The organism is Zarconia navalis LEGE 11467 (assembly GCF_015207075.1).
In the GTDB taxonomy this organism is placed as follows: domain Bacteria; phylum Cyanobacteriota; class Cyanobacteriia; order Cyanobacteriales; family Geitlerinemataceae; genus Zarconia; species Zarconia navalis.
On sequence record NZ_JADEXN010000029.1, the window covers coordinates 1 to 17,744 of the forward strand.

At 45.3% G+C, this 17,744-nt stretch carries 15 protein-coding genes; 12 read left to right on the forward strand and 3 right to left on the reverse strand.

Going from position 1 to position 17,744, the window contains the following annotated elements; translation table 11 throughout:
* Positions 1-120 precede the first annotated feature (120 nt).
* The gene (locus IQ235_RS02930) at positions 121-1,179 is read right to left on the reverse strand and encodes a tetratricopeptide repeat protein (RefSeq protein WP_264320003.1); all 1,059 of its coding nucleotides are present in this window, start codon (positions 1,177-1,179) and stop codon (positions 121-123) included.
* Positions 1,180-1,374: 195 nt separating this feature from the next.
* Here IQ235_RS02930 and IQ235_RS02935 point away from each other — a divergent pair, with 195 nt between their 5' ends.
* The 7 genes from IQ235_RS02935 to IQ235_RS18820 all read left to right on the forward strand — a co-directional run bounded on the left by IQ235_RS02935 (position 1,375) and on the right by IQ235_RS18820 (position 10,188).
* The gene (locus tag IQ235_RS02935) at positions 1,375-1,842 is read left to right on the forward strand and encodes a chemotaxis protein CheW (protein WP_264320004.1); all 468 of its coding nucleotides are present in this window, start codon (positions 1,375-1,377) and stop codon (positions 1,840-1,842) included.
* A complete protein-coding gene (locus tag IQ235_RS02940; protein ID WP_264320005.1) occupies positions 1,835-3,073 on the forward strand; it encodes a CheR family methyltransferase in 1,239 nt (412 codons plus the stop codon). The genes IQ235_RS02935 and IQ235_RS02940 overlap by 8 nt, the downstream gene beginning before the upstream one ends.
* Before the next feature lie 687 nt (positions 3,074-3,760).
* A complete protein-coding gene (locus IQ235_RS02945; protein WP_264320006.1) occupies positions 3,761-5,245 on the forward strand; it encodes a methyl-accepting chemotaxis protein in 1,485 nt (494 codons plus the stop codon).
* Positions 5,246-5,401: 156 nt separating this feature from the next.
* The gene (locus IQ235_RS02950) at positions 5,402-6,013 is read left to right on the forward strand and encodes a chemotaxis protein CheW (protein WP_264320007.1); all 612 of its coding nucleotides are present in this window, start codon (positions 5,402-5,404) and stop codon (positions 6,011-6,013) included.
* Positions 6,014-6,083: 70 nt separating this feature from the next.
* Positions 6,084-6,665, forward strand: coding sequence for an Hpt domain-containing protein (locus tag IQ235_RS02955; RefSeq protein WP_264320008.1), 582 nt, complete (start codon positions 6,084-6,086; stop codon positions 6,663-6,665).
* Between the two features lie 50 nt (positions 6,666-6,715).
* Positions 6,716-8,413, forward strand: coding sequence for a hybrid sensor histidine kinase/response regulator (locus IQ235_RS02960; protein ID WP_264320009.1), 1,698 nt, complete (start codon positions 6,716-6,718; stop codon positions 8,411-8,413).
* Positions 8,414-8,817: 404 nt separating this feature from the next.
* Positions 8,818-10,188 (forward strand): hybrid sensor histidine kinase/response regulator, encoded by a 1,371-nt coding sequence (locus tag IQ235_RS18820; protein ID WP_405196632.1) that lies wholly within the window; start codon positions 8,818-8,820, stop codon positions 10,186-10,188.
* Between the two features lie 10 nt (positions 10,189-10,198).
* Here the strand turns inward: IQ235_RS18820 and IQ235_RS02975 are convergent, their stop codons facing one another.
* Positions 10,199-10,696 carry an HNH endonuclease gene (locus IQ235_RS02975; protein ID WP_264320010.1) on the reverse strand — a complete coding sequence of 166 codons (498 nt, stop codon included), beginning with the start codon at positions 10,694-10,696 and terminating at the stop codon, positions 10,199-10,201.
* Between the two features lie 671 nt (positions 10,697-11,367).
* Here IQ235_RS02975 and hemB point away from each other — a divergent pair.
* Together hemB and trpS are read left to right on the forward strand one after the other, a co-directional pair.
* Positions 11,368-12,369, forward strand: a complete 1,002-nt coding sequence (gene hemB, locus IQ235_RS02980; protein ID WP_264320011.1) for a porphobilinogen synthase — start codon at positions 11,368-11,370, stop codon at positions 12,367-12,369.
* Positions 12,370-12,707: 338 nt separating this feature from the next.
* A complete protein-coding gene (gene trpS, locus IQ235_RS02985; protein WP_264320012.1) occupies positions 12,708-13,718 on the forward strand; it encodes a tryptophan--tRNA ligase in 1,011 nt (336 codons plus the stop codon).
* A 6-nt stretch (positions 13,719-13,724) separates the two neighbouring features.
* Here the strand turns inward: trpS and IQ235_RS02990 are convergent, their stop codons facing one another.
* Positions 13,725-13,910: a hypothetical protein gene (locus tag IQ235_RS02990; RefSeq protein WP_264320013.1), complete on the reverse strand. Its 186-nt coding sequence runs from the start codon at positions 13,908-13,910 to the stop codon at positions 13,725-13,727.
* Positions 13,911-14,452: 542 nt separating this feature from the next.
* Here IQ235_RS02990 and hpsJ-B point away from each other — a divergent pair.
* The 3 genes from hpsJ-B to IQ235_RS03005 form a co-directional block, all read left to right on the forward strand.
* Entirely contained in the window at positions 14,453-15,283 is an 831-nt protein-coding gene (gene hpsJ-B / locus IQ235_RS02995; RefSeq protein ID WP_264320014.1) for a hormogonium polysaccharide biosynthesis protein HpsJ, read from the forward strand.
* A 328-nt stretch (positions 15,284-15,611) separates the two neighbouring features.
* Positions 15,612-16,478 carry a glycosyltransferase family 2 protein gene (locus IQ235_RS03000; RefSeq protein WP_264320015.1) on the forward strand — a complete coding sequence of 289 codons (867 nt, stop codon included), beginning with the start codon at positions 15,612-15,614 and terminating at the stop codon, positions 16,476-16,478.
* A gap of 629 nt (positions 16,479-17,107) precedes the next feature.
* Positions 17,108-17,744 (forward strand): DUF502 domain-containing protein (locus IQ235_RS03005; protein ID WP_264320016.1); only part of this gene is annotated, 637 nt, incomplete at its 3' end.

A 17,744-nucleotide genomic window follows, 5' to 3' on the forward strand; every position in this document is an offset into this window, starting at 1 on the left:
GGAGACAAGGGAGACAAGGGAGACAAGGGAGAGAGTAACCATTCCCCCCGACCCTCTTCCCCGTTTCAAATACCGATTTTTCGTTGTCAATTGTCTATTGACCTTGCCTCGTGCGATCGGCTACGAATTCAAATCGCCTTGAGTGGGCTTTAGCGCTTGGAAACGTTGCTGCTGCTGGCTGTACTCGGCGATTTTTTCTTTTGCCGTGGTGTATGCCGGAGTCCCCAGGGGAACGCGGTTTAAATAAGCGATGGCGCTGGAAAAATTCCCTTCCGATGCCAGCATCGATGCCTGCCCCAGCCAGGAATTTGCCTGAGTCTCTTGCTTTTGGGCGTACTCGGTCATTTTGGTGCGGGCCGTGGAGTATGCCGATACACTTTCGGGGATTTGGGTGAGGTATACCTGTGCTCGAGCAAAATCTTCGATCTTGGCTAGGGCCTCGGCTTGACGCAGCCACACGTTTGCTTGAATGTTTTGATATTCGGTATATTCGACGATTTTGATTTGGGCTTGGGCGTACGCCGAGGTGCCTTCGGGAATTTGGGCGAGTACGGTTAAAGCTGTGGCAAAATTGCGCTGTTCGGCTTGGGTATAGGCGTTTTGCAAGAGATTGAAAGCGTTCAACTCGATATGTGCCGCAATGCGATCGCGAGCGTGTTGTTGCAATTTCGGCAGCGCGCGCGCGCGATCGCTCAGTTGTTGCCAACCGGGTTTGACTACCACTTCGAGTGGGTGTACCCAGGCTTCAGGTGCAGCGATATTCGGTTCGATTTCAACAGCGACTTCTGGTGTCGATTGGCGTTCGGCCGTGTTATCGGGCGGTGGTGTTTCCGGTTCGACTCGGCGCAAAACTTCGCGAACGGAATAACCCGTCAGGGTAATCGCCAGCGTGGTGGTTAACCAACGCCGGACGTTCGGACTCAAGTGTAGGGGGCTATTGTCTAGATCGTTCGCTTGAGATTCTCTGGCGGTTTTTTCCCGACTGCTATGGGGGAATTGTTGAGCGAGCGGTAACGATTGACTTTTGCATTTTTCATTCGGGGACGCAACTTGCGACTTCGATGGCTGTCGATCGCCCGCAATTGTCGCCTCTCCAAGGGAGGGTGCATTGTTTAGGGTGGAGGAAGAATATCGCAAATTGCGATCGGGTAAACCTTCAGGATTTGATGAACCAACCATAATAAAAACTTTGACGTGCCAAGGATTTTCGATCTAGATGCTGCAATCCGTTTTTCAAGACTGCGCCCGTCTGTTCCGGAAAGTTTGTTGATTTCATTGCCGTTCGAGCGCTTTTCAATCACTGACTGAGACAGTGTGAATTGTTATGTTGGAACTGAGTCTCAGAAATTACGGAAAACAGATCGGGAAAAACGAATGTTGATGTTGATTTTCTATGTCGGGAAAGAACGTTATGCCCTCGACTGTTCTCATGTCATTGAAGTCATCCCCATGGTTTCCCTGCGTCGCGTTCCCCAAGCACCAGATTGCGTTGCGGGTGTCTTGAACTATCGAATGACGATGCTTCCCGTTCTCGATTTGAGTCAATTAATATGCGGGAGTCCCAGTCGTTGTACCTTAAGCACGCGCATTGCGATCGTTGAGTATCGGGACGTTGCCCGAACCCTCTATTGCCTCGGTATTATTGCTGAAGGAATGACGGAAGCACTAACGCTATCGGAAAGTCAGTGCGTCCATCAGGGAATGCAACTCGAAAATGCTCCGTACCTGGGAAAAACGATCGTCGACGATCGAGGAACGATCCAATGCATTAGCTTAGAAAATTTATTACCTTTTCGCGATCGAGTTGAACTCTTGCCCTTGGAGGTGAAGCGTGTTGAATAATTCTCAACGCCAAGAGCAATGGGAAATAAAGACTTTTTTGACTCAAAAAATGGGTTTCAATCCCGAAGCCATCGGAACTAGAGCGATTGCCAACGCCATCGCCCGACGTATGAAGGCCTGTGGAATGAGGGACGATCGAACCTATCTCAAATACTTGCAAACTTCACGAAGAGAACTCGATGCGTTAATTGAGTATCTCGTCATTCCCGAAACTTGGTTTTTTCGACACCGGGAATCGTTCAATTTTCTGCGCGACTTTGTATCCTCCCTCGCTTGCAGGGAGGGAACGAACCGCATCTTTCGCGTGTTGAGCGTTCCCTGCTCTACAGGAGAAGAACCGTATTCGATCGCGATCGCTCTTATGGATGCTGGATTGATGGCATCTCAAATTCAAATTGATGCGATCGATCTGAGTCAAGTTGCCTTAACCAAAGCCAAACAGGCCCTCTACAGTCGTTACTCCTTTCGAGAGGGATACGGTCCCCAACGGCAGCGCTACTTCGAGCAAACCCCTGATGGTGAGAGGGTTCGCGACTTCGTTCGCCAGACCGTTCGCTTCAGCCACGGCAATCTCCTAGACCCCACAGTCTATTACGATCGCCAGCCCTACAATATTATCTTTTGTCGCAATTTACTGATTTACTTCAGTCCATCCGCCCGCAAGCGCGCCAGGCAAATTCTTTCGCGTTTGCTCGCACCACGGGGTTTGCTTTTTGTCGGATATGCCGAAACTGCATCCTTGGCTGCCAGTGGGTTTGTCCTTTACAGTACTCCTCGGGCTTTTGCCTACCAAAAAGTCACAAAAACCCTCCAAACAGACACGAAAGTCGAACCTTTAGGAAAAAAAGTCCGACAACACGCAAAAGACACAACAAAACACATCACAAAACACATCACAAAAACCATTGCATCCAATTCTGAATCCCCTATCGAACGGGCGAGACAACTGGCAAATTGGGGAGAGGTTCAAGATGCGATCGCCCTGTGCGAGCTGTACTTGCAGCAAAACCCGACTAGTGCTTCTACCTACGTGCTTCTCGGAGAAATCTATCAATCGAAAGGATGTGACGAACAAGCCGAGCAATGCTTCCAAAAGGCTCTTTATCTCGATCCCGAGCGTTGCATCTGCCTTGTTTATTTGGCACTTCTCCAAGAAGGACGCGGCGATATCGCTGGGGCGAACGTTCTCCGCCAACGATATCGTCGATTCACTCAATCGCATCAAACATAAATATATGTAATTCAAGCGATTTTTCGGGTAAATTCGGTCAAATTTCAGACCAGACAAGTCAATGCTAAGATTGTGGAAGCATCAAAAGTTTCGACTCATTCGGAATTTACTTTCATAACGCTAAAATTGCCATCTTCGATTGTCTAACCGAATTAAAAAAGTCGAGGTTAATATCTCTCATGGCGAAAAAAAGACAACTCCGCTGCTGAATATCGAAGGCTTTAATGTGGCGCATCTACCTTGTCTGGGTCGACATTCTTCAAGATTTTGATTTTGATTTTACCAGAAACATAAATTTTTAATCTGTACCCAAAAATACGATCTAGAAAAATATTAAATTTGTCGGTTACTTGTTGCAAATTGACGATCGAGCTAAAGAAATATATTCTGCATAACAATTGATAGAAAGCTATGATGTCTATGCCTTTTATTTGTTCTCTAGAGTTAGCAGTTATAATTGTTTATTCAATCGAAAATAGAGTTTAAGAATCTCGCGGGTTTAATGGAGATCGTTCAAATTTCTACAAAAATATATAAACTTCAATAATGACTAATAAAATAAGAACGCTAAAAATCAATCAGATTTTGTGGCTGGGGATTGGAACGGTGTCAATTTTAATAGCTTTGAGCACCTCTATTTCTCAATGGAGTAAGATAAGTTTTGTGAGTGCTCTAAACCGAATTGTGATGACTCATGATATTCAGACCGAACTCGAAGAGCTAGAGAAAACTTTACTGGAGGCCGAAACGGGAAAACGTGGTTTTTTATATACAGGAAGACAAGAATTTCTCGTCCCTTACAATAATGCAACTCAAAAAATTGATAACGAGCTTTATTTTTTGAGATCGACGATAGATAACGAAGTTCAAACAATACGCCTTAATGAGTTGGAAACGACGATCGAATCGTATATCAACTATATGGCAGAAGTAATCGAACTGAGACAAGCAGGCAAAGAACAAGAAGCTAAAAATCGCGTCATTTCTGGAGAGGGAGCGCAGTATATCGAACGACTCCAAGCCCAACTCGATAAAATTCAACAAGCCGAAGAAGATACTCTATTACAAAAGCAACAAATTGCCGATCGAGCGCAAAAATTTGCGGCATTTGTCAGTTGGGGAAGCACCCTGCTCATTATTGCGATCGGTCTATTCATTTCTTTCTCAATTTCCCGCATCATTAGAAATTCTCTGGGTCAAGCCGCAGAAGTGACAGAACGGGTTTCCGATGGCGATCTGACTTACCCCATTGAAATTACTTCGACCGATGAAGTCGGGCAATTACTCGGCGCCCTCAAAAACATGACGCAAAGTTTAAATACTCTGATTTCCCAAGTCAGACAGTCAGGGCTTCAGGTTACCAGTTCCACTACGCAAATTGCCTCCACAAGCAAGCAGCTCGAAATCACAATTACCGACCAGGTCGCATCCACCAGTCAGATTACAGCAACCGCTCAAGAAATTGCCGTCACCTCCGCACAACTGACTCAAACCATGGAACAGGTTGCAGAAAGGGCTGGCAACACTGCTATTACGGCAACGAGCGGTCAGCAAGATTTAGAACGGATGGAAATAACCATTCGCCAACTCGCTGAAGCCACCACTTCAATTTCGTCTAGGCTGGGAATTATCAGCGAAAAAGCTAACAATATCAATACCGTAGTCACAACCATTACCAAAGTGGCCGACCAAACCAACTTACTCTCCCTCAACGCAGCCATCGAAGCGGAAAAAGCGGGAGAATACGGTGCGGGTTTTGCCGTGGTAGCGCGAGAAATTCGGCGACTGGCCGACCAATCTGCTGTTGCCACTCTTGAAATTGAGAGCATGGTTAAAGAGATGCAATTGGCGGTTTCTACAGGAGTGATGGAAATGGATAAGTTTACCCAAGAAGTCGGTCGCGGCGTGAGCGATATCCAAAATATTAGCCAGCAAATGGCTCAGGTCATCGAACAAGTCCAGAGTTTGACACCGAGTTTTGAAACGGTCAACCAGGGAATGGAGGCACAATCGGAAGGTGCTCAACAGATTCGCGGTGCGATGGAACAGCTCAACGATTCCGCTCAACAAACCGCAGACTCCGTTCGCGATACTCGAGGGGCGATCGAGCAATTAAACGAAGCAGCTCAAGGATTAAAAAAGGAAATTGCCCGATTTAAAGTTACCGCATAAACCTCTGACTTTGATCGTACTCCTCTCGTTTTCCCATCATTTATGACTGATAACTGCTGGAACCAAATTGGTGTGTGCGGCGATCGTTCTTGCCTAGAACTCAAAACTTTCGTACATTGCCGTAACTGTCCTGTTTATTCGACATCCGGTCGCAACTTGCTCGAGCGAGAAGCACCCTCAGGCTATCTCCAGGAGTGGACTAATTTACTGGCTCAAAAGGACGAAAAAATTGATGCGAGAAGCGATCGATCGACAGTTTTGGCGATCGTATTTCGCCTAGGTCGAGAATGGCTGGCTCTACGTGCTTCTGTGTTTAAAGAAGTTACGCGGCCTTGTATCGTTCGCACCTTACCTCACCGGAGCAATGAGATTTTACTCGGGATTGCAAATATTCATGGTGAAATTATTCCGTGTATTTCTTTGAGTAAATTCCTGGGAATTGAAAGTCCAAAAGAAGCAGTACAAGTAAACCGAGAGACTAGAAAAATCGATTCATATTCGAAAAATATCAAATCTTTGATTTCGATAGAAACAAAACAATACGAGCGGACGATAGTTTTAGAAAAAGAATCAAAGATATGGATGTTTCAGGTCGATGAAGTTAGTCAGACTTATCGCTGCTGTCAAGATGAGATTCAAGAACTGACTGTCACCACTCATAATCTAACTAATAGTTACATTAAAGGAATATTTAATCTTAAAGACAGAAAAGTAAGTTACTTAAACGATGACTTATTATTTGACGCTCTCGATCGTAAACTCTTCTAAGGGATAGGTACGACCCCTCGAATCACTTCATTTCTATAGCCAATGGACTATCTACAAATCCAAAAGCAACATGACTAGCAACGAACCCGATCTGAGCAATTTTTCCATGCTGGATTTGTTCCATATGGAAGTTGAAGAGCGAGCTGCCATCTTAAACGAAAATCTCCTCGCTTTGGAAGCCCGATCTCGAGGAGAGCTAGAGAGGGATAATTTGGATTTATCATCTCTTTCGGAATCGTTAATGCGCGCTGCTCATGCCATCAAAGGAGCCGCTCGGATCGTACAAATTGAAGCGGCAGTTCAGATCGCTCACGGGATGGAAGATTGTTTTGTCGCCGTTCAGACTCAAAAAATTGAGTTGCAAACATCGCAGATTGATGAGTTGCTCGAAAGCGTCGATTGGCTTCTGAACTTGAGCCAAATTCCAGAAGCAGAGCTAGATGGGTGGCTTCGCGATCGCACTCGAGATATCGATCGTCAGCTCGCTTGCATGGCAGCGATTGCCAACCCACCGCCATCGAGTCAGCAAGCAACTCTTTCAAACCCCTTAACCCCAGAACCTCCATCAAGCAAATACCGATCGTTCCAGAAGAAAAGATCGAAGTGGCGAAAGAGAAGCCCCAGCTCGATCGTCGATCTCCCCCAAGGGTAAGGGTCCCAGAACGAGTTGTGCGCGTCAGTGCGAGCAACCTTAACAAAATCATGGGTTTGGCAGGGGAATCTCTTGTGGAAGCGAATTGGCTGCAACCGTTTGCCAATTCGCTCCTCCAACTCAAGCAGCGTCAGCGGGAGTTAGGGCAGATCTTAGAGCATTTACACGAATCCTCCACCGATGGCTTGTCAGCTCGATTTGATGCAGAAGCGCTCAACAACGCACAGCAAAAGTTACACGACTGTCAAGAGATATTAGACGATCGCCTCAACGAACTCGATCTATTCTCCCGTCGGGTTGCCAACCTGTCTGAAAACCTTTATCGCGAAGTCATTGCCAGTCATATGCGTCCTTTTGGCGATGGGGTGAAGGGTTTTGGGCGCATGGTTCGAGATTTAGCCCGACAACTCGGCAAGCAAGTCCGATTGGAAATTATCGGCGAATCTACACAGGTCGATCGAGATATTTTGGAAAAACTCGAAGCTCCTCTAACTCATACGTTACGAAACGCGATCGCCCATGGAATCGAGCTTCCCGACGAGCGGCGAGCTAGAGGCAAACCCGAAGTGGGGACGATCCGTTTGGAAGCTTTTCATCGAGCGGGGATGCTCTCAATTTGCGTTGAGGATGATGGTCGAGGCATCGATTTAGAAGATCTGCGTCAAGCGATCGCGAGCAAACAAAAACTCGACCCAGAAATGGTCGCTCGACTCACAGAAAATGAGTTGATGGAGTTTCTGTTTCTACCTGGATTTTCTACGACGGATCGCGTTACGGAAATGTCAGGTAGAGGGGTCGGTTTGGATATCGCCAAAAATATGGTGCAGGAAGTCGGAGGTCTTTTACGAGCAACTGCGCGACCCGAGCGAGGCGTTATTTTTCAATTTCAACTGCCTCTAACGCTATCTGTCATTCGTGCATTATTAGTTGAGATTTCTGGCGAACCCTATGCCTTTGGATTAACGCGAATCGATCGCATTTTAATGGTTTGTCGAGATGAGATTTTTGCGATCGAGAATCAACATTACGTGACGGTAGACAATCGCAATATCGGACTGGTTTCCGCTCGCCAAGTTTTGGAGCTGCCTCCATCCTCTCAAGAGGAAGAGGAATTTCTATCGATCGTAGTTCTGGGCGAACGAAACCACTCTTACGGGTTGGTGGTCGATCGATTTATCGGAGAGCGAGATTTGGTCGTTCGACCCCTAGATCCTCGTCTGGGTAAGGTTCCCGATATTAGTGCGGCGGCTATAACAGACGATGGTTCTCCTATTTTAATTGTCGATGTTTCCGATTTAGTGCGTTCGATCGATCGTCTAATATCAGGTGGAAGCTTAAGCCTCATTCAGCAAGATAAAACTAAAAATACAACTCAAAATCGCAAAAAGATTTTAGCAATCGATGATTCAATTACTGTTAGAGAAATGGAGCGAAAGCTTCTAGAAAATCATGGATATCAAGTCGATTTAGCAGTTGATGGAATGGAAGGATGGAATGCTGTTCAAATGAGAAACTACGACTTAGTTATTTCAGATATTGATATGCCTCGAATGAATGGGATAGAGTTGGTTCGTCAAATTAAAAGCCATCCTCGACTTAAATCTATACCCATTATTATAATTTCCTACAAAGATCGTGAAGAAGATCGACTTGCTGGTCTAGAGGCAGGGGCCAATTATTATTTAACAAAAAGTAGCTTCCAGGACGATCGTTTATTAAATGCAACAATTGATTTAATTGGTGACTAACTGGGCTTTAGCTAAGCCAGGTCGCCATAAAAACTAGAATTTAAGTTTTAGAAATTAGAAAGTTTCTCTTTTCGATCGAAGCTTATTTTTTCTATTTGATTTAGATTGTAATATGAAAACTTTATGTAAATTTTATACTATCTCTACGTATATCTCCGAATAGACGATTGTATTTTTTTTGTTACCCTAGAAGAAGAGCGGTTTATATTTTATTCAATTATTTTCATTCTTACTCAATTATGCAGTCATTTATTTCTAACGAAAATCTCTTAGAGTCAAAATGGCTTAAGAGTCCTGATTTTGTTTGTTCTAAATCATTCGACAAGCTTGAAAATTCAAAAGTAAAGACCGAACTATTCAAAAATAGTTTATCCACAAGTAAACAACTCATTACTGTTTTACTGATAGACGACCAACCTATTGTTGGAGAATCCGTGCGTCGTTTACTAGCTGCAGAACAAGATATTAAATTTTGCTCTTGTACCAATCCAGCACAAGCCATTTCTATTGCAGAAGAACTAGCTCCAAGCGTTATTTTGCAAGATTTAATCATGCCTGAAATTGATGGATTAGTCTTATTAAGACTTTTTCGTACTAATCCAGAAACTCAGCAAATTCCCATCATTATGATGTCTTCTAAAGAAGAAGCAACGATTAAAGCGGAAGCCTTTGCGACAGGAGCAAATGACTACTTAGTCAAGCTACCCGATCCTATCGAACTCGTCGCGCGAATTCGCTATCATTCTACTGCCTATTTTAATTTATTGAAACGACAGGAAGCCGAACGAGCGATCGCCCATAAAGATGAACTCGAACGTCGAGTTGAGGAACGAACTGCCGAACTTTCAACAGCATTGGAGCATCTCAAAAACACTCAAGCTCAACTCATTCATCATGAAAAAATGTCTGGACTAGGGCAATTAGTCGCTGGAATTGCCCACGAAATTAATAATCCCATCAACTTTATCCACGGTAATATAAATTATATCAGTGACTATACTCAAGAACTATTTCAAATATTAAAACTATACCAACAGAAATATCCAAATCCAGACTCAGAGATAATCGAGACAATAGAAGATATCGATCTAAGCTTTATTTGTGATGATTTACCCAAGGTTTTATCATCCGTTCGAGAGGGGAGCGATCGAATCAAAAATTTAGTTTTGAGCTTGCGAAACTTTTCTCGATTTGACGAAGCCGATTGTAAAATCGTCGATCTTCATGAAGGTATTGATAGCACGTTACTCATCCTCCAGCATAAAATCGATGAGAAACAAATTACTCTAGTCAAAAACTATGGAGATCTTCATGCGATCGAATGTTATGTCGGACAACTCAATCAAGTTTTTATGAATCTGTTGGTGAATGCAATTGATGCCTTACCTCTGAGCAGCCACCCACAATGTTCGACCGTCAACATTCCAAATTCCAATTGCTCATCTAAACCCCCAACCATTCAAATTCGTACGGAAGTTGTCCATTCAAATCGAGTCCGGATCGGAATTTCAGACAACGGGTTGGGAATGACCTCAGATATCCAAAAACGCATATTCGATCCATTTTTTACCACAAAGCCTGTTGGTGAAGGAACGGGATTAGGGCTATCGATTAGTTATCAGATAGTTGTAGAAAGACACGGCGGTACTTTGCGGTGTGCGTCGGACCCCGGACAAGGCACAGAGTTTTGCATTGAAATTCCGATTGCCCAAACATCTCATAGCCCAAAACCTCCCAATATTATTAGCGATACGACGGCTCGATTCGAGATCTAAAATATTTAGGTTAGATACCGATGACGTACTTCTGCCACTCGGGATGAATGCCTCTCTTGAGATGCTTGCTCACTTCAAAATACAAACTACTATGGGGCTTGCGCGGGATTTTTCCCAAAGGCATATTTGCTTCTTTTGGCGTGCGGTTACCTTTTTTCACATTGCAACGCACGCAAGCTGTCACTAAATTCTCCCAACTATCACCCCCGCCACGAGAGCGGGGGTGAACGTGATCGAGAGTTAATGCATCACCGGTATAATGACAGTATTGACAAGTTTGAGCATCCCGATAAAAGATATTGCGGCGCGTCAGGGGAATTTCTTTATAAGGAACTCGAACGTAGTAGCGCAATCGAATTACACTCGGCATCGGTAAATTGGCATAAATATATTTGCCGTTATGTTCTACCCCTTCTGCTTTACCTTTAATCACGAGAACGATAGCCCGTCGCCAGCTCGTAATATTGAGTGGTTCGTAGGAAGCGTTCAGAACGAGAACCTTACCCATTGGTGTATCGTGTCGATCTTTTACATAGGGTAGCACAGGAGTAAGGGGTTTAGCCCAGTACTCACTTTTCGCCCAAAGTAATTCGATAGAAAACTTTTGTAAAGATAAAACCTACGTACGATCGCCTTATATTCTCAGCGTTGACGTAATAATTTAGGGCTTAAAAAAATTAACCGTTTTTTGTGTGGAAATATTTTTAATTTACACGACACTATTAAATAATAATATAAATTTTATTTTGAAAATATAAAATTATCATAGCAATTCTCGTGCTTTGAGAGGTTCACCCAAATTCTATTCCCTAGTAACTATTCTCTCAACCCAGAAACTCTGTACCTCATGAGTGTGAGAACCGCTATATATATTAAAAAATAAGGCAATTGACTTGAGATAAGGAAAACCCCTTGAAATTAAACTAGGTCTCCAAGGGGTTTAGGATGCATTTTCCGGATTGCTTCTAGTATCTAAAATTCTTGAATCAATTGGGTGAAGTAACAGCAAAGATATTAACGTTAGATTTTAAAGTTTGTTTGAGAAAATCGTTCGAGAAAACAACAAGAGTTGAATTGGGCATATTAAGGACATTCTCGAGCAAACTGCACCCAATGGGGTAAAATAAAAAGTCTAATTTTTCGTGCGAACATCCCTTTAATAATATTCCCTAAAATCTTATGTCACCAGCCGACTCTAACTCCCTCTCTCTGCGCTATCGTCCCCGTCGCCTGCGTCGTACTTCCGCTCTTCGGGAGATGGTTCGGGAAACCCACTTGAGTGCGAACGATCTAATCTATCCCATGTTCGTGACAGAAGGGGAAAATCAAAAAGTTGAAGTCGCCTCAATGCCAGGGTGCTATCGCTTCTCTCTCGACTTGCTACTGGCAGAAATCGCGGATGTATATCAATTGGGAATTCAAGCGATCGCCCTGTTTCCAGTGGTTCCCGAAAGCAAAAAAGACGAAACCGGCACCGAAAGCTACAATCGAGACGGATTGGTTCAGCGCACCGTTGCAGCCATTAAGCAAGAAGTTCCCGATATTACCGTCATCACCGATATCGCTCTCGATCCCTTCACCAGTCACGGTCATGACGGGTTGCTTGGCGAAGATGGCACGATCCTCAACGATCCGACGGTGGAAGTGTTAGCGAAAATGGCAGTCTCTCAGGCCGCTGCTGGTGCAGACATGGTTGCCCCTTCCGATATGATGGACGGTCGAATTGGAGCCATTCGCGAGTCTCTCGACGCAGCCGGGTACACCAATGTGGGTATTCTCGCATACTCTGCCAAATACGCTTCGGCTTACTACGGGCCTTTCCGCGATGCCTTGGATTCTGCCCCTAAATCCGGAGATAAAAAGACCTATCAGATGGACCCGGCGAATTCTCGAGAAGCCCTCAAAGAAGTAATGCTCGATATCGAAGAAGGTGCGGATATGGTGATGGTCAAACCCGCTCTTCCCTATCTCGACATCATCCGCCTGGTGAGCGATGCTACAGATGTCCCCGTTGCGGCCTACAACGTTAGCGGCGAGTACGCCATGATTAAAGCTGCCGGTCAAATGGGCTGGATTGATGAGAAAAAAGTGATTCTCGAAACCCTAACCAGCATCAAGCGTGCCGGAGCCGATCTGATTTTGACCTACTTCGCCAAAGAAGTGGCGTTGATGTTGAAGTAATTTAATGTTGAATTAAGTTCTCTGCTGTTTGAGGAATTTTGTTGACTTTGAAGTGGGAGGGCGTGCGTATCGTCCTCCTCTTTAATTTCGATCGTTTTTTTGGCGGTTGGCGATCGAGATCGGGTTGGAGAGAGAAAAAGAGCAAAACTTTGAAGCGAAACTTTGTATACTGAGTAAGCATATTCTCGGAACCTCCCGAGTGTCTGAGATCTTTATTCATTTTCCCAGTTGCCCGATCGCCCTGGGAGATCGACAACAGCCCAACCCTACAGGCGTTTGTCCGTTGCGGCATTCCCAAAAAGGGTATTTGTAGAGCGAGGGGCGATCGAATAGATACTATGACCAAACAGCGCGTTCTTTCCGGAGTCCAACCCACTGGCAACCTTCATCTTGGAAATTACCTGGGAGCCATTCGTAACTGGGTGGCGGGCCAAAGTGAATACGAAAATTTCTTCTGCGTGGTCGATTTGCACGCGATTACCGTCCCTCACAACCCGGCGATTCTCGCGGCGAATAGCTACAAAATTGCCGCTTTGTATCTCGCTTGCGGCATCGATCTCGAACACGCGAATATTTTCATTCAATCTCATGTCTCCGCTCACAGCGAACTTACCTGGCTGCTCAATTGCATTACACCCCTCAATTGGTTGCAGGGAATGATTCAGTTTAAAGAAAAAGCCATTAAGCAGGGAGAAAATGTTGGGGTGGGTTTGTTGGACTACCCGGTGCTGATGGCGGCGGATATTTTGCTCTACGATGCGGATAAAGTTCCGGTGGGAGAAGACCAAAAGCAACATCTGGAACTGACACGGGATTTGGTTATCCGCCTCAACGATCGCTTTGGCGACCCGGAAAATCCGATCCTTAAACTCCCCGAACCCCTGATTCGCCAAGACGGCGCGCGGGTGATGAGTTTAACCGACGGTACGAGTAAAATGTCCAAATCCGATCCTTCGGAAATGAGCCGAATTAATTTACTCGACCCCCCAGACACGATCGTCAAAAAAATTAAGCGCTGCAAAACCGATCCGGTTCGCGGTTTGGAGTTCGACAATTCCGAGCGTCCCGAATGCCACAATTTACTGACGCTATATATGCTGCTTTCGGGCAAAACAAAGGAAGCCGTGGCTGCCGAATGTCAGGATATGGGTTGGGGTCAGTTCAAACCCTTATTAACCGAGACAACGGTGGCAGCCCTCGAACCGATTCAGGAAAAGTATAAAGAGATCGTGGACGATCGCCCTTATCTGGAGTCGGTGTTGCATCAAGGGCGAGAGAAGGCAGAGACGATCGCCATGGCAACCCTAACTCGCGTGAAAACAGCGATGGGATTTTCCACCCCCGTTTAATTTTCTTTAACTATGCTGTTTTTGAGGCGATCGGGTCGGGTGGGGCTTCATCAGCGGTCTGTCGCTCAAAATCGCCTGCGCTTGGTAAAAATCATAAGATATACGAATTAGAGCGCGAAACGGTTGAATCCGCACGAGACGACGCAACCCCTGACGAACTTTAGCAATTTGAGATTTCCAGAAGGTACTCATAGGTTGTAGGGTTTTCTGTCAAACCCAATACATAATCTACTTCGATCCTAACTTGGAGCGACCCGATTTAAGCCTGTTTATTGACATTTTGTATTAAAGCATGCTAGCTGGTAAACAGTTGTAGATAGAAGTTCCCGAGAACGCCCTGCAGATAGAGGCTTCATTCAATTTTAGGACCGAACAAACTGCGCCGTTCTAGAAATCGTGGCGACCAACTCAATATCCTACCCTTTTGAAAATTGAGGACAGTCTAATTTAAACTCTTTCAAATTGTTACAAAAATTAATAAAAGTCTCAATAACGTAAAAGAGCCAGAGAACCGAGGAGACGTTTTAGTTTGACTCGACCTCCGCGCCCGATTGCGCCGTCGGATGGGCTAAGTTGGATATAGACTCATAAACCGGTCACGCGCCTCCCGTCCACAGCGCGGGAAATAGCCCAATCTGTGGAAGGTGCGATTGTACCTTCTGTCGAGATAGCTTCCGTACGCGGTTTCTTGCGAGCGCACTTTGTGACTGAGTTTCCACATCACTTTTAGACTTATGAAAGCGACACGTCGTCAACCTTCTTCTCTAGCTGCCTTAGCCCTGAAATGGGTCGGAATAATTCTGCTTCTGTCTTACTTGCTCGATGTGTTAGTCGAGCCGCTTCCCTATCAGTTTTTGGACTTGGGGTGGCGAATCCGAGTCTTAACCCAACTTGTCGATAAAGGAATTATCGCCTTGATGGGGTTAGCAATGCTATTTGCCGGCGACTGGATCGATGCAACGACCACCAATGCCGCTCCCCCTCACAATAAGTTACTGGACTTGCGGTTTTGGGCTTTAATTCTCTCAAGCATCTTAGGGTTTATTTTCTTCGTCCTCGCTCCTCTTCACATTATCGATGTGAACCGTGCGAGCACCCAACAACTCGCTCGAATCGACCAGCAGACGCAACAAGCCGAAACTCAACTCGAGACCCAACTCGGCAGCGAAAACTTTCAACAGCAAATCGAACAGAGAAAAGAAGCTCTCAGACAGCAAATTGGGACCTTACTCGAAAATGAAGAGCAACTCAATGAAGCTCTTGCAAACGAGCAGCTCCCCCCAGAGATTAAAGCCGTACTCGAAGAGTCCAAAACCAATCCCCGAGTTTTGGATGAGTTTCTCGAAGAGCAAGCCCAAGCCTTACCCGCTCAACTCGAAACTCAAATTCTCGAACAACGGCAAAACCTAGAGAAACAGACTCGTTTGACAAGCTGGAAGTCGAGTTTGCGCGTTGGATTGAGCAGTTGGTTATTAGCGGCTGGTTATATTGTCATTGGTTGGACTGGACTCAGAGGGATGCTCGGCGGTTCGCCTCGAGTCTCTCGCCAAGCCCCGATGGGTTAAGTTTGAGTTAAGTTGGAAATATTAAGCTTCAGGTGCGCGGGTTCTATGGGTAGAGCGAAACGGCTCTTTTCAACAAGAATCCACGCGCTGCGAACCAAAAATCCAAACAAATCGGCGATCGTTTAAACTTTAGCGACCCTAAAGCAAATTCGCTCTGGCTGCAAATTGATACGGTTAGTTATAAATTGGGGTGCAAAAAGGCGATCGAGTGGTAAAAGCATTGATTTGACGATGACTTTAAAATCCTTCGATCGCCATTCAATCCCATCTCTAGGCTTGGGAGCCTGGAAACCACTTTATTCAACGAAATTTAGCGTTCCGGCTGGCTATGTTCTCAATTTATATCCTCACCTACAACGAAGAACTCGATATTGCCGCGTGTATTGAATCGGCCCAACTTTCTGATGACATTATTGTTGTGGATTCGTGTAGTACCGATCGTACAACAGAGATTGCCAGCCGCTATCCGGTTCGAGTCGTTCGGCATCCGTTTGAAACTCACGGTAAGCAACGGACTTGGATGCTGCGATCGATTCAAGCAAAGCACGAATGGGTCTACATCTTAGAAGCAGACGAACGGATGACTCCCGAACTCTTTCAAGAGTGTTTAGAGGCGACGAACAGCGATCGTAATATCGGTTACTACGCCGCAGAAAGAGTCATGTTCATGAACCGGTGGATTCGTCGATCTACCCAATATCCTCGCTACCAATTGCGGCTATTTCGCAAAGATCGGGTTTGGTTCGACGATTACGGTCATACAGAACGAGAAGTGTGCGACGGTCCCACAGGTTTTCTCAAAGAAACATATCCTCACTATACCTGTAGCAAAGGTTTAAGTCGCTGGATCGAGAAACACAATCGTTATTCTAGTGATGAAGCTGCCGAAACCTTACATCAACTTAGAGAAGGAAGCGTAAACTGGAAACATTTATTTTGGGGAAGTTCGGAAGTCGAACGACGACGAGCGCTCAAAGATTTATCTCTACGTTTGCCTTTAAGACCTTTGGTTCGATTTCTGTATATGTATTTTATTTTGGGTGGAATTCTCGATGGTAAAGCTGGTTTTGCATGGTGTACCTTGCAAGCTTTTTACGAGTACTTAATCTTGCTCAAAGTCGATGAATTGAAGCAGCAGTCCCCACCTCCGAGTCCCGTGCAACTCTCCGTCGAGAGTCGTCCCGAGAACGCATGAGCATGACCGGTAAGGAAGACCAAGCAGTGCAACGAGGGAAGTGGGAAGTGATATCGAGTTCGGTTGAATACTTATATCGTTCACTATGAAGCGAGCTAGGGGGGAAGAAGTGCGATCGCGTTTAATTGTAACGAATTCTCCGGACTCGATACGATAGCAGTTGCCAGTCTGGGTTCTGTTGACATTTTAGACTCGCAGCCTTGACTCGCAGTGTTGACGAAAGAGTACGCGATCGCACAGGTGAAGTCCAGTTTTCGTTCGTATGGGGTTGAAAACCAAATATCAACACGGTCTTGCCTCCCCTTGTCCCCCCTGTGAAGAAATACTGGTTACTTGTCCTCACCGCGTCTCCACATCCGGTGTGTTTGTTTAATCTCTGCTCCCCGATACCAACATCTCATCTCTTCACCAGAGTCGGGGATCGCACGCATCGATTAATTTTTTGAGACCTCTTGGTGTTACATTTGATACAAGCCCTAATCAGAGTAGGGTTATTTGTTGTAAGCTTGCAACAATTCTTTACAAGCGTTACAAATTAACATAGGAATAAATTTAACGACTGCACCATTAGACCGGAGATTGGTTCTGAAGTGAAGTCGCTCGTCATCCCGTAGCCAGAGAGTTCTCCTGTGATCCAACGCTTTAAGCAAGACCTAAAAAATGACCTCATTGCCGGGCTGTTGGTTGTAATTCCCCTAGCCACTACGATTTGGTTAACTATTACAATATCAAACTGGGTAATTAACTTTTTGACGAAAGTTCCCAAACAGCTTAATCCCTTTGATGGCTTCGATCCCTTGGTGGTTAACCTGCTGAACTTATTGGTGGGTCTAGCCGTTCCCTTGCTCAGTATTTTGCTCATCGGTCTGATGGCGCGTAATATTGTCGGGCGGTGGCTGTTGGATTTTGGAGAGAACATTCTCGCGGCAATTCCATTAGCCGGATCGGTTTACAAAACCCTCAAACAACTACTACAAACTCTTCTCCAAGATTCTAACAGTCGATTTCGCCGCGTTGTCTTGGTAGAGTATCCCAAAAAAGGGGTGTGGTCGATCGCATTTGTCACGGGACTGGTGACCAATGAAATGCAAGCTAACTTGCCCGAACCCAGTCTGAGTGTTTTTATCCCCACCACTCCCAATCCCACCTCGGGTTGGTATGCAATCGTATCGGAACAAGACACTCTCAGCCTTTCGATGTCCATCGAGGATGCCTTCAAAATTCTGCTCTCAGGTGGTATTGTTGCTCCTGAACCCTCAACACAAG

Excerpts from the sequence above, each read along its gene's own strand:
- IQ235_RS02930 (WP_264320003.1), bottom strand. The coding sequence starts at position 1,179 with ATGGTTGGTTCATCAAATCCTGAAGGTTTACCCGATCGCAATTTGCGA.
- IQ235_RS02935 (WP_264320004.1), top strand. The coding sequence starts at position 1,375 with ATGTTGATGTTGATTTTCTATGTCGGGAAAGAACGTTATGCCCTCGAC.
- IQ235_RS02945 (WP_264320006.1), top strand. The coding sequence starts at position 3,761 with ATGACTCATGATATTCAGACCGAACTCGAAGAGCTAGAGAAAACTTTA.
- IQ235_RS02955 (WP_264320008.1), top strand. The coding sequence starts at position 6,084 with ATGACTAGCAACGAACCCGATCTGAGCAATTTTTCCATGCTGGATTTG.
- IQ235_RS02960 (WP_264320009.1), top strand. The coding sequence starts at position 6,716 with ATGGGTTTGGCAGGGGAATCTCTTGTGGAAGCGAATTGGCTGCAACCG.
- IQ235_RS02975 (WP_264320010.1), bottom strand. The coding sequence starts at position 10,696 with ATGGGTAAGGTTCTCGTTCTGAACGCTTCCTACGAACCACTCAATATT.
- hemB (WP_264320011.1), top strand. The coding sequence starts at position 11,368 with ATGTCACCAGCCGACTCTAACTCCCTCTCTCTGCGCTATCGTCCCCGT.
- trpS (WP_264320012.1), top strand. The coding sequence starts at position 12,708 with ATGACCAAACAGCGCGTTCTTTCCGGAGTCCAACCCACTGGCAACCTT.
- IQ235_RS02990 (WP_264320013.1), bottom strand. The coding sequence starts at position 13,910 with ATGAGTACCTTCTGGAAATCTCAAATTGCTAAAGTTCGTCAGGGGTTG.
- hpsJ-B (WP_264320014.1), top strand. The coding sequence starts at position 14,453 with ATGAAAGCGACACGTCGTCAACCTTCTTCTCTAGCTGCCTTAGCCCTG.
- IQ235_RS03000 (WP_264320015.1), top strand. The coding sequence starts at position 15,612 with ATGTTCTCAATTTATATCCTCACCTACAACGAAGAACTCGATATTGCC.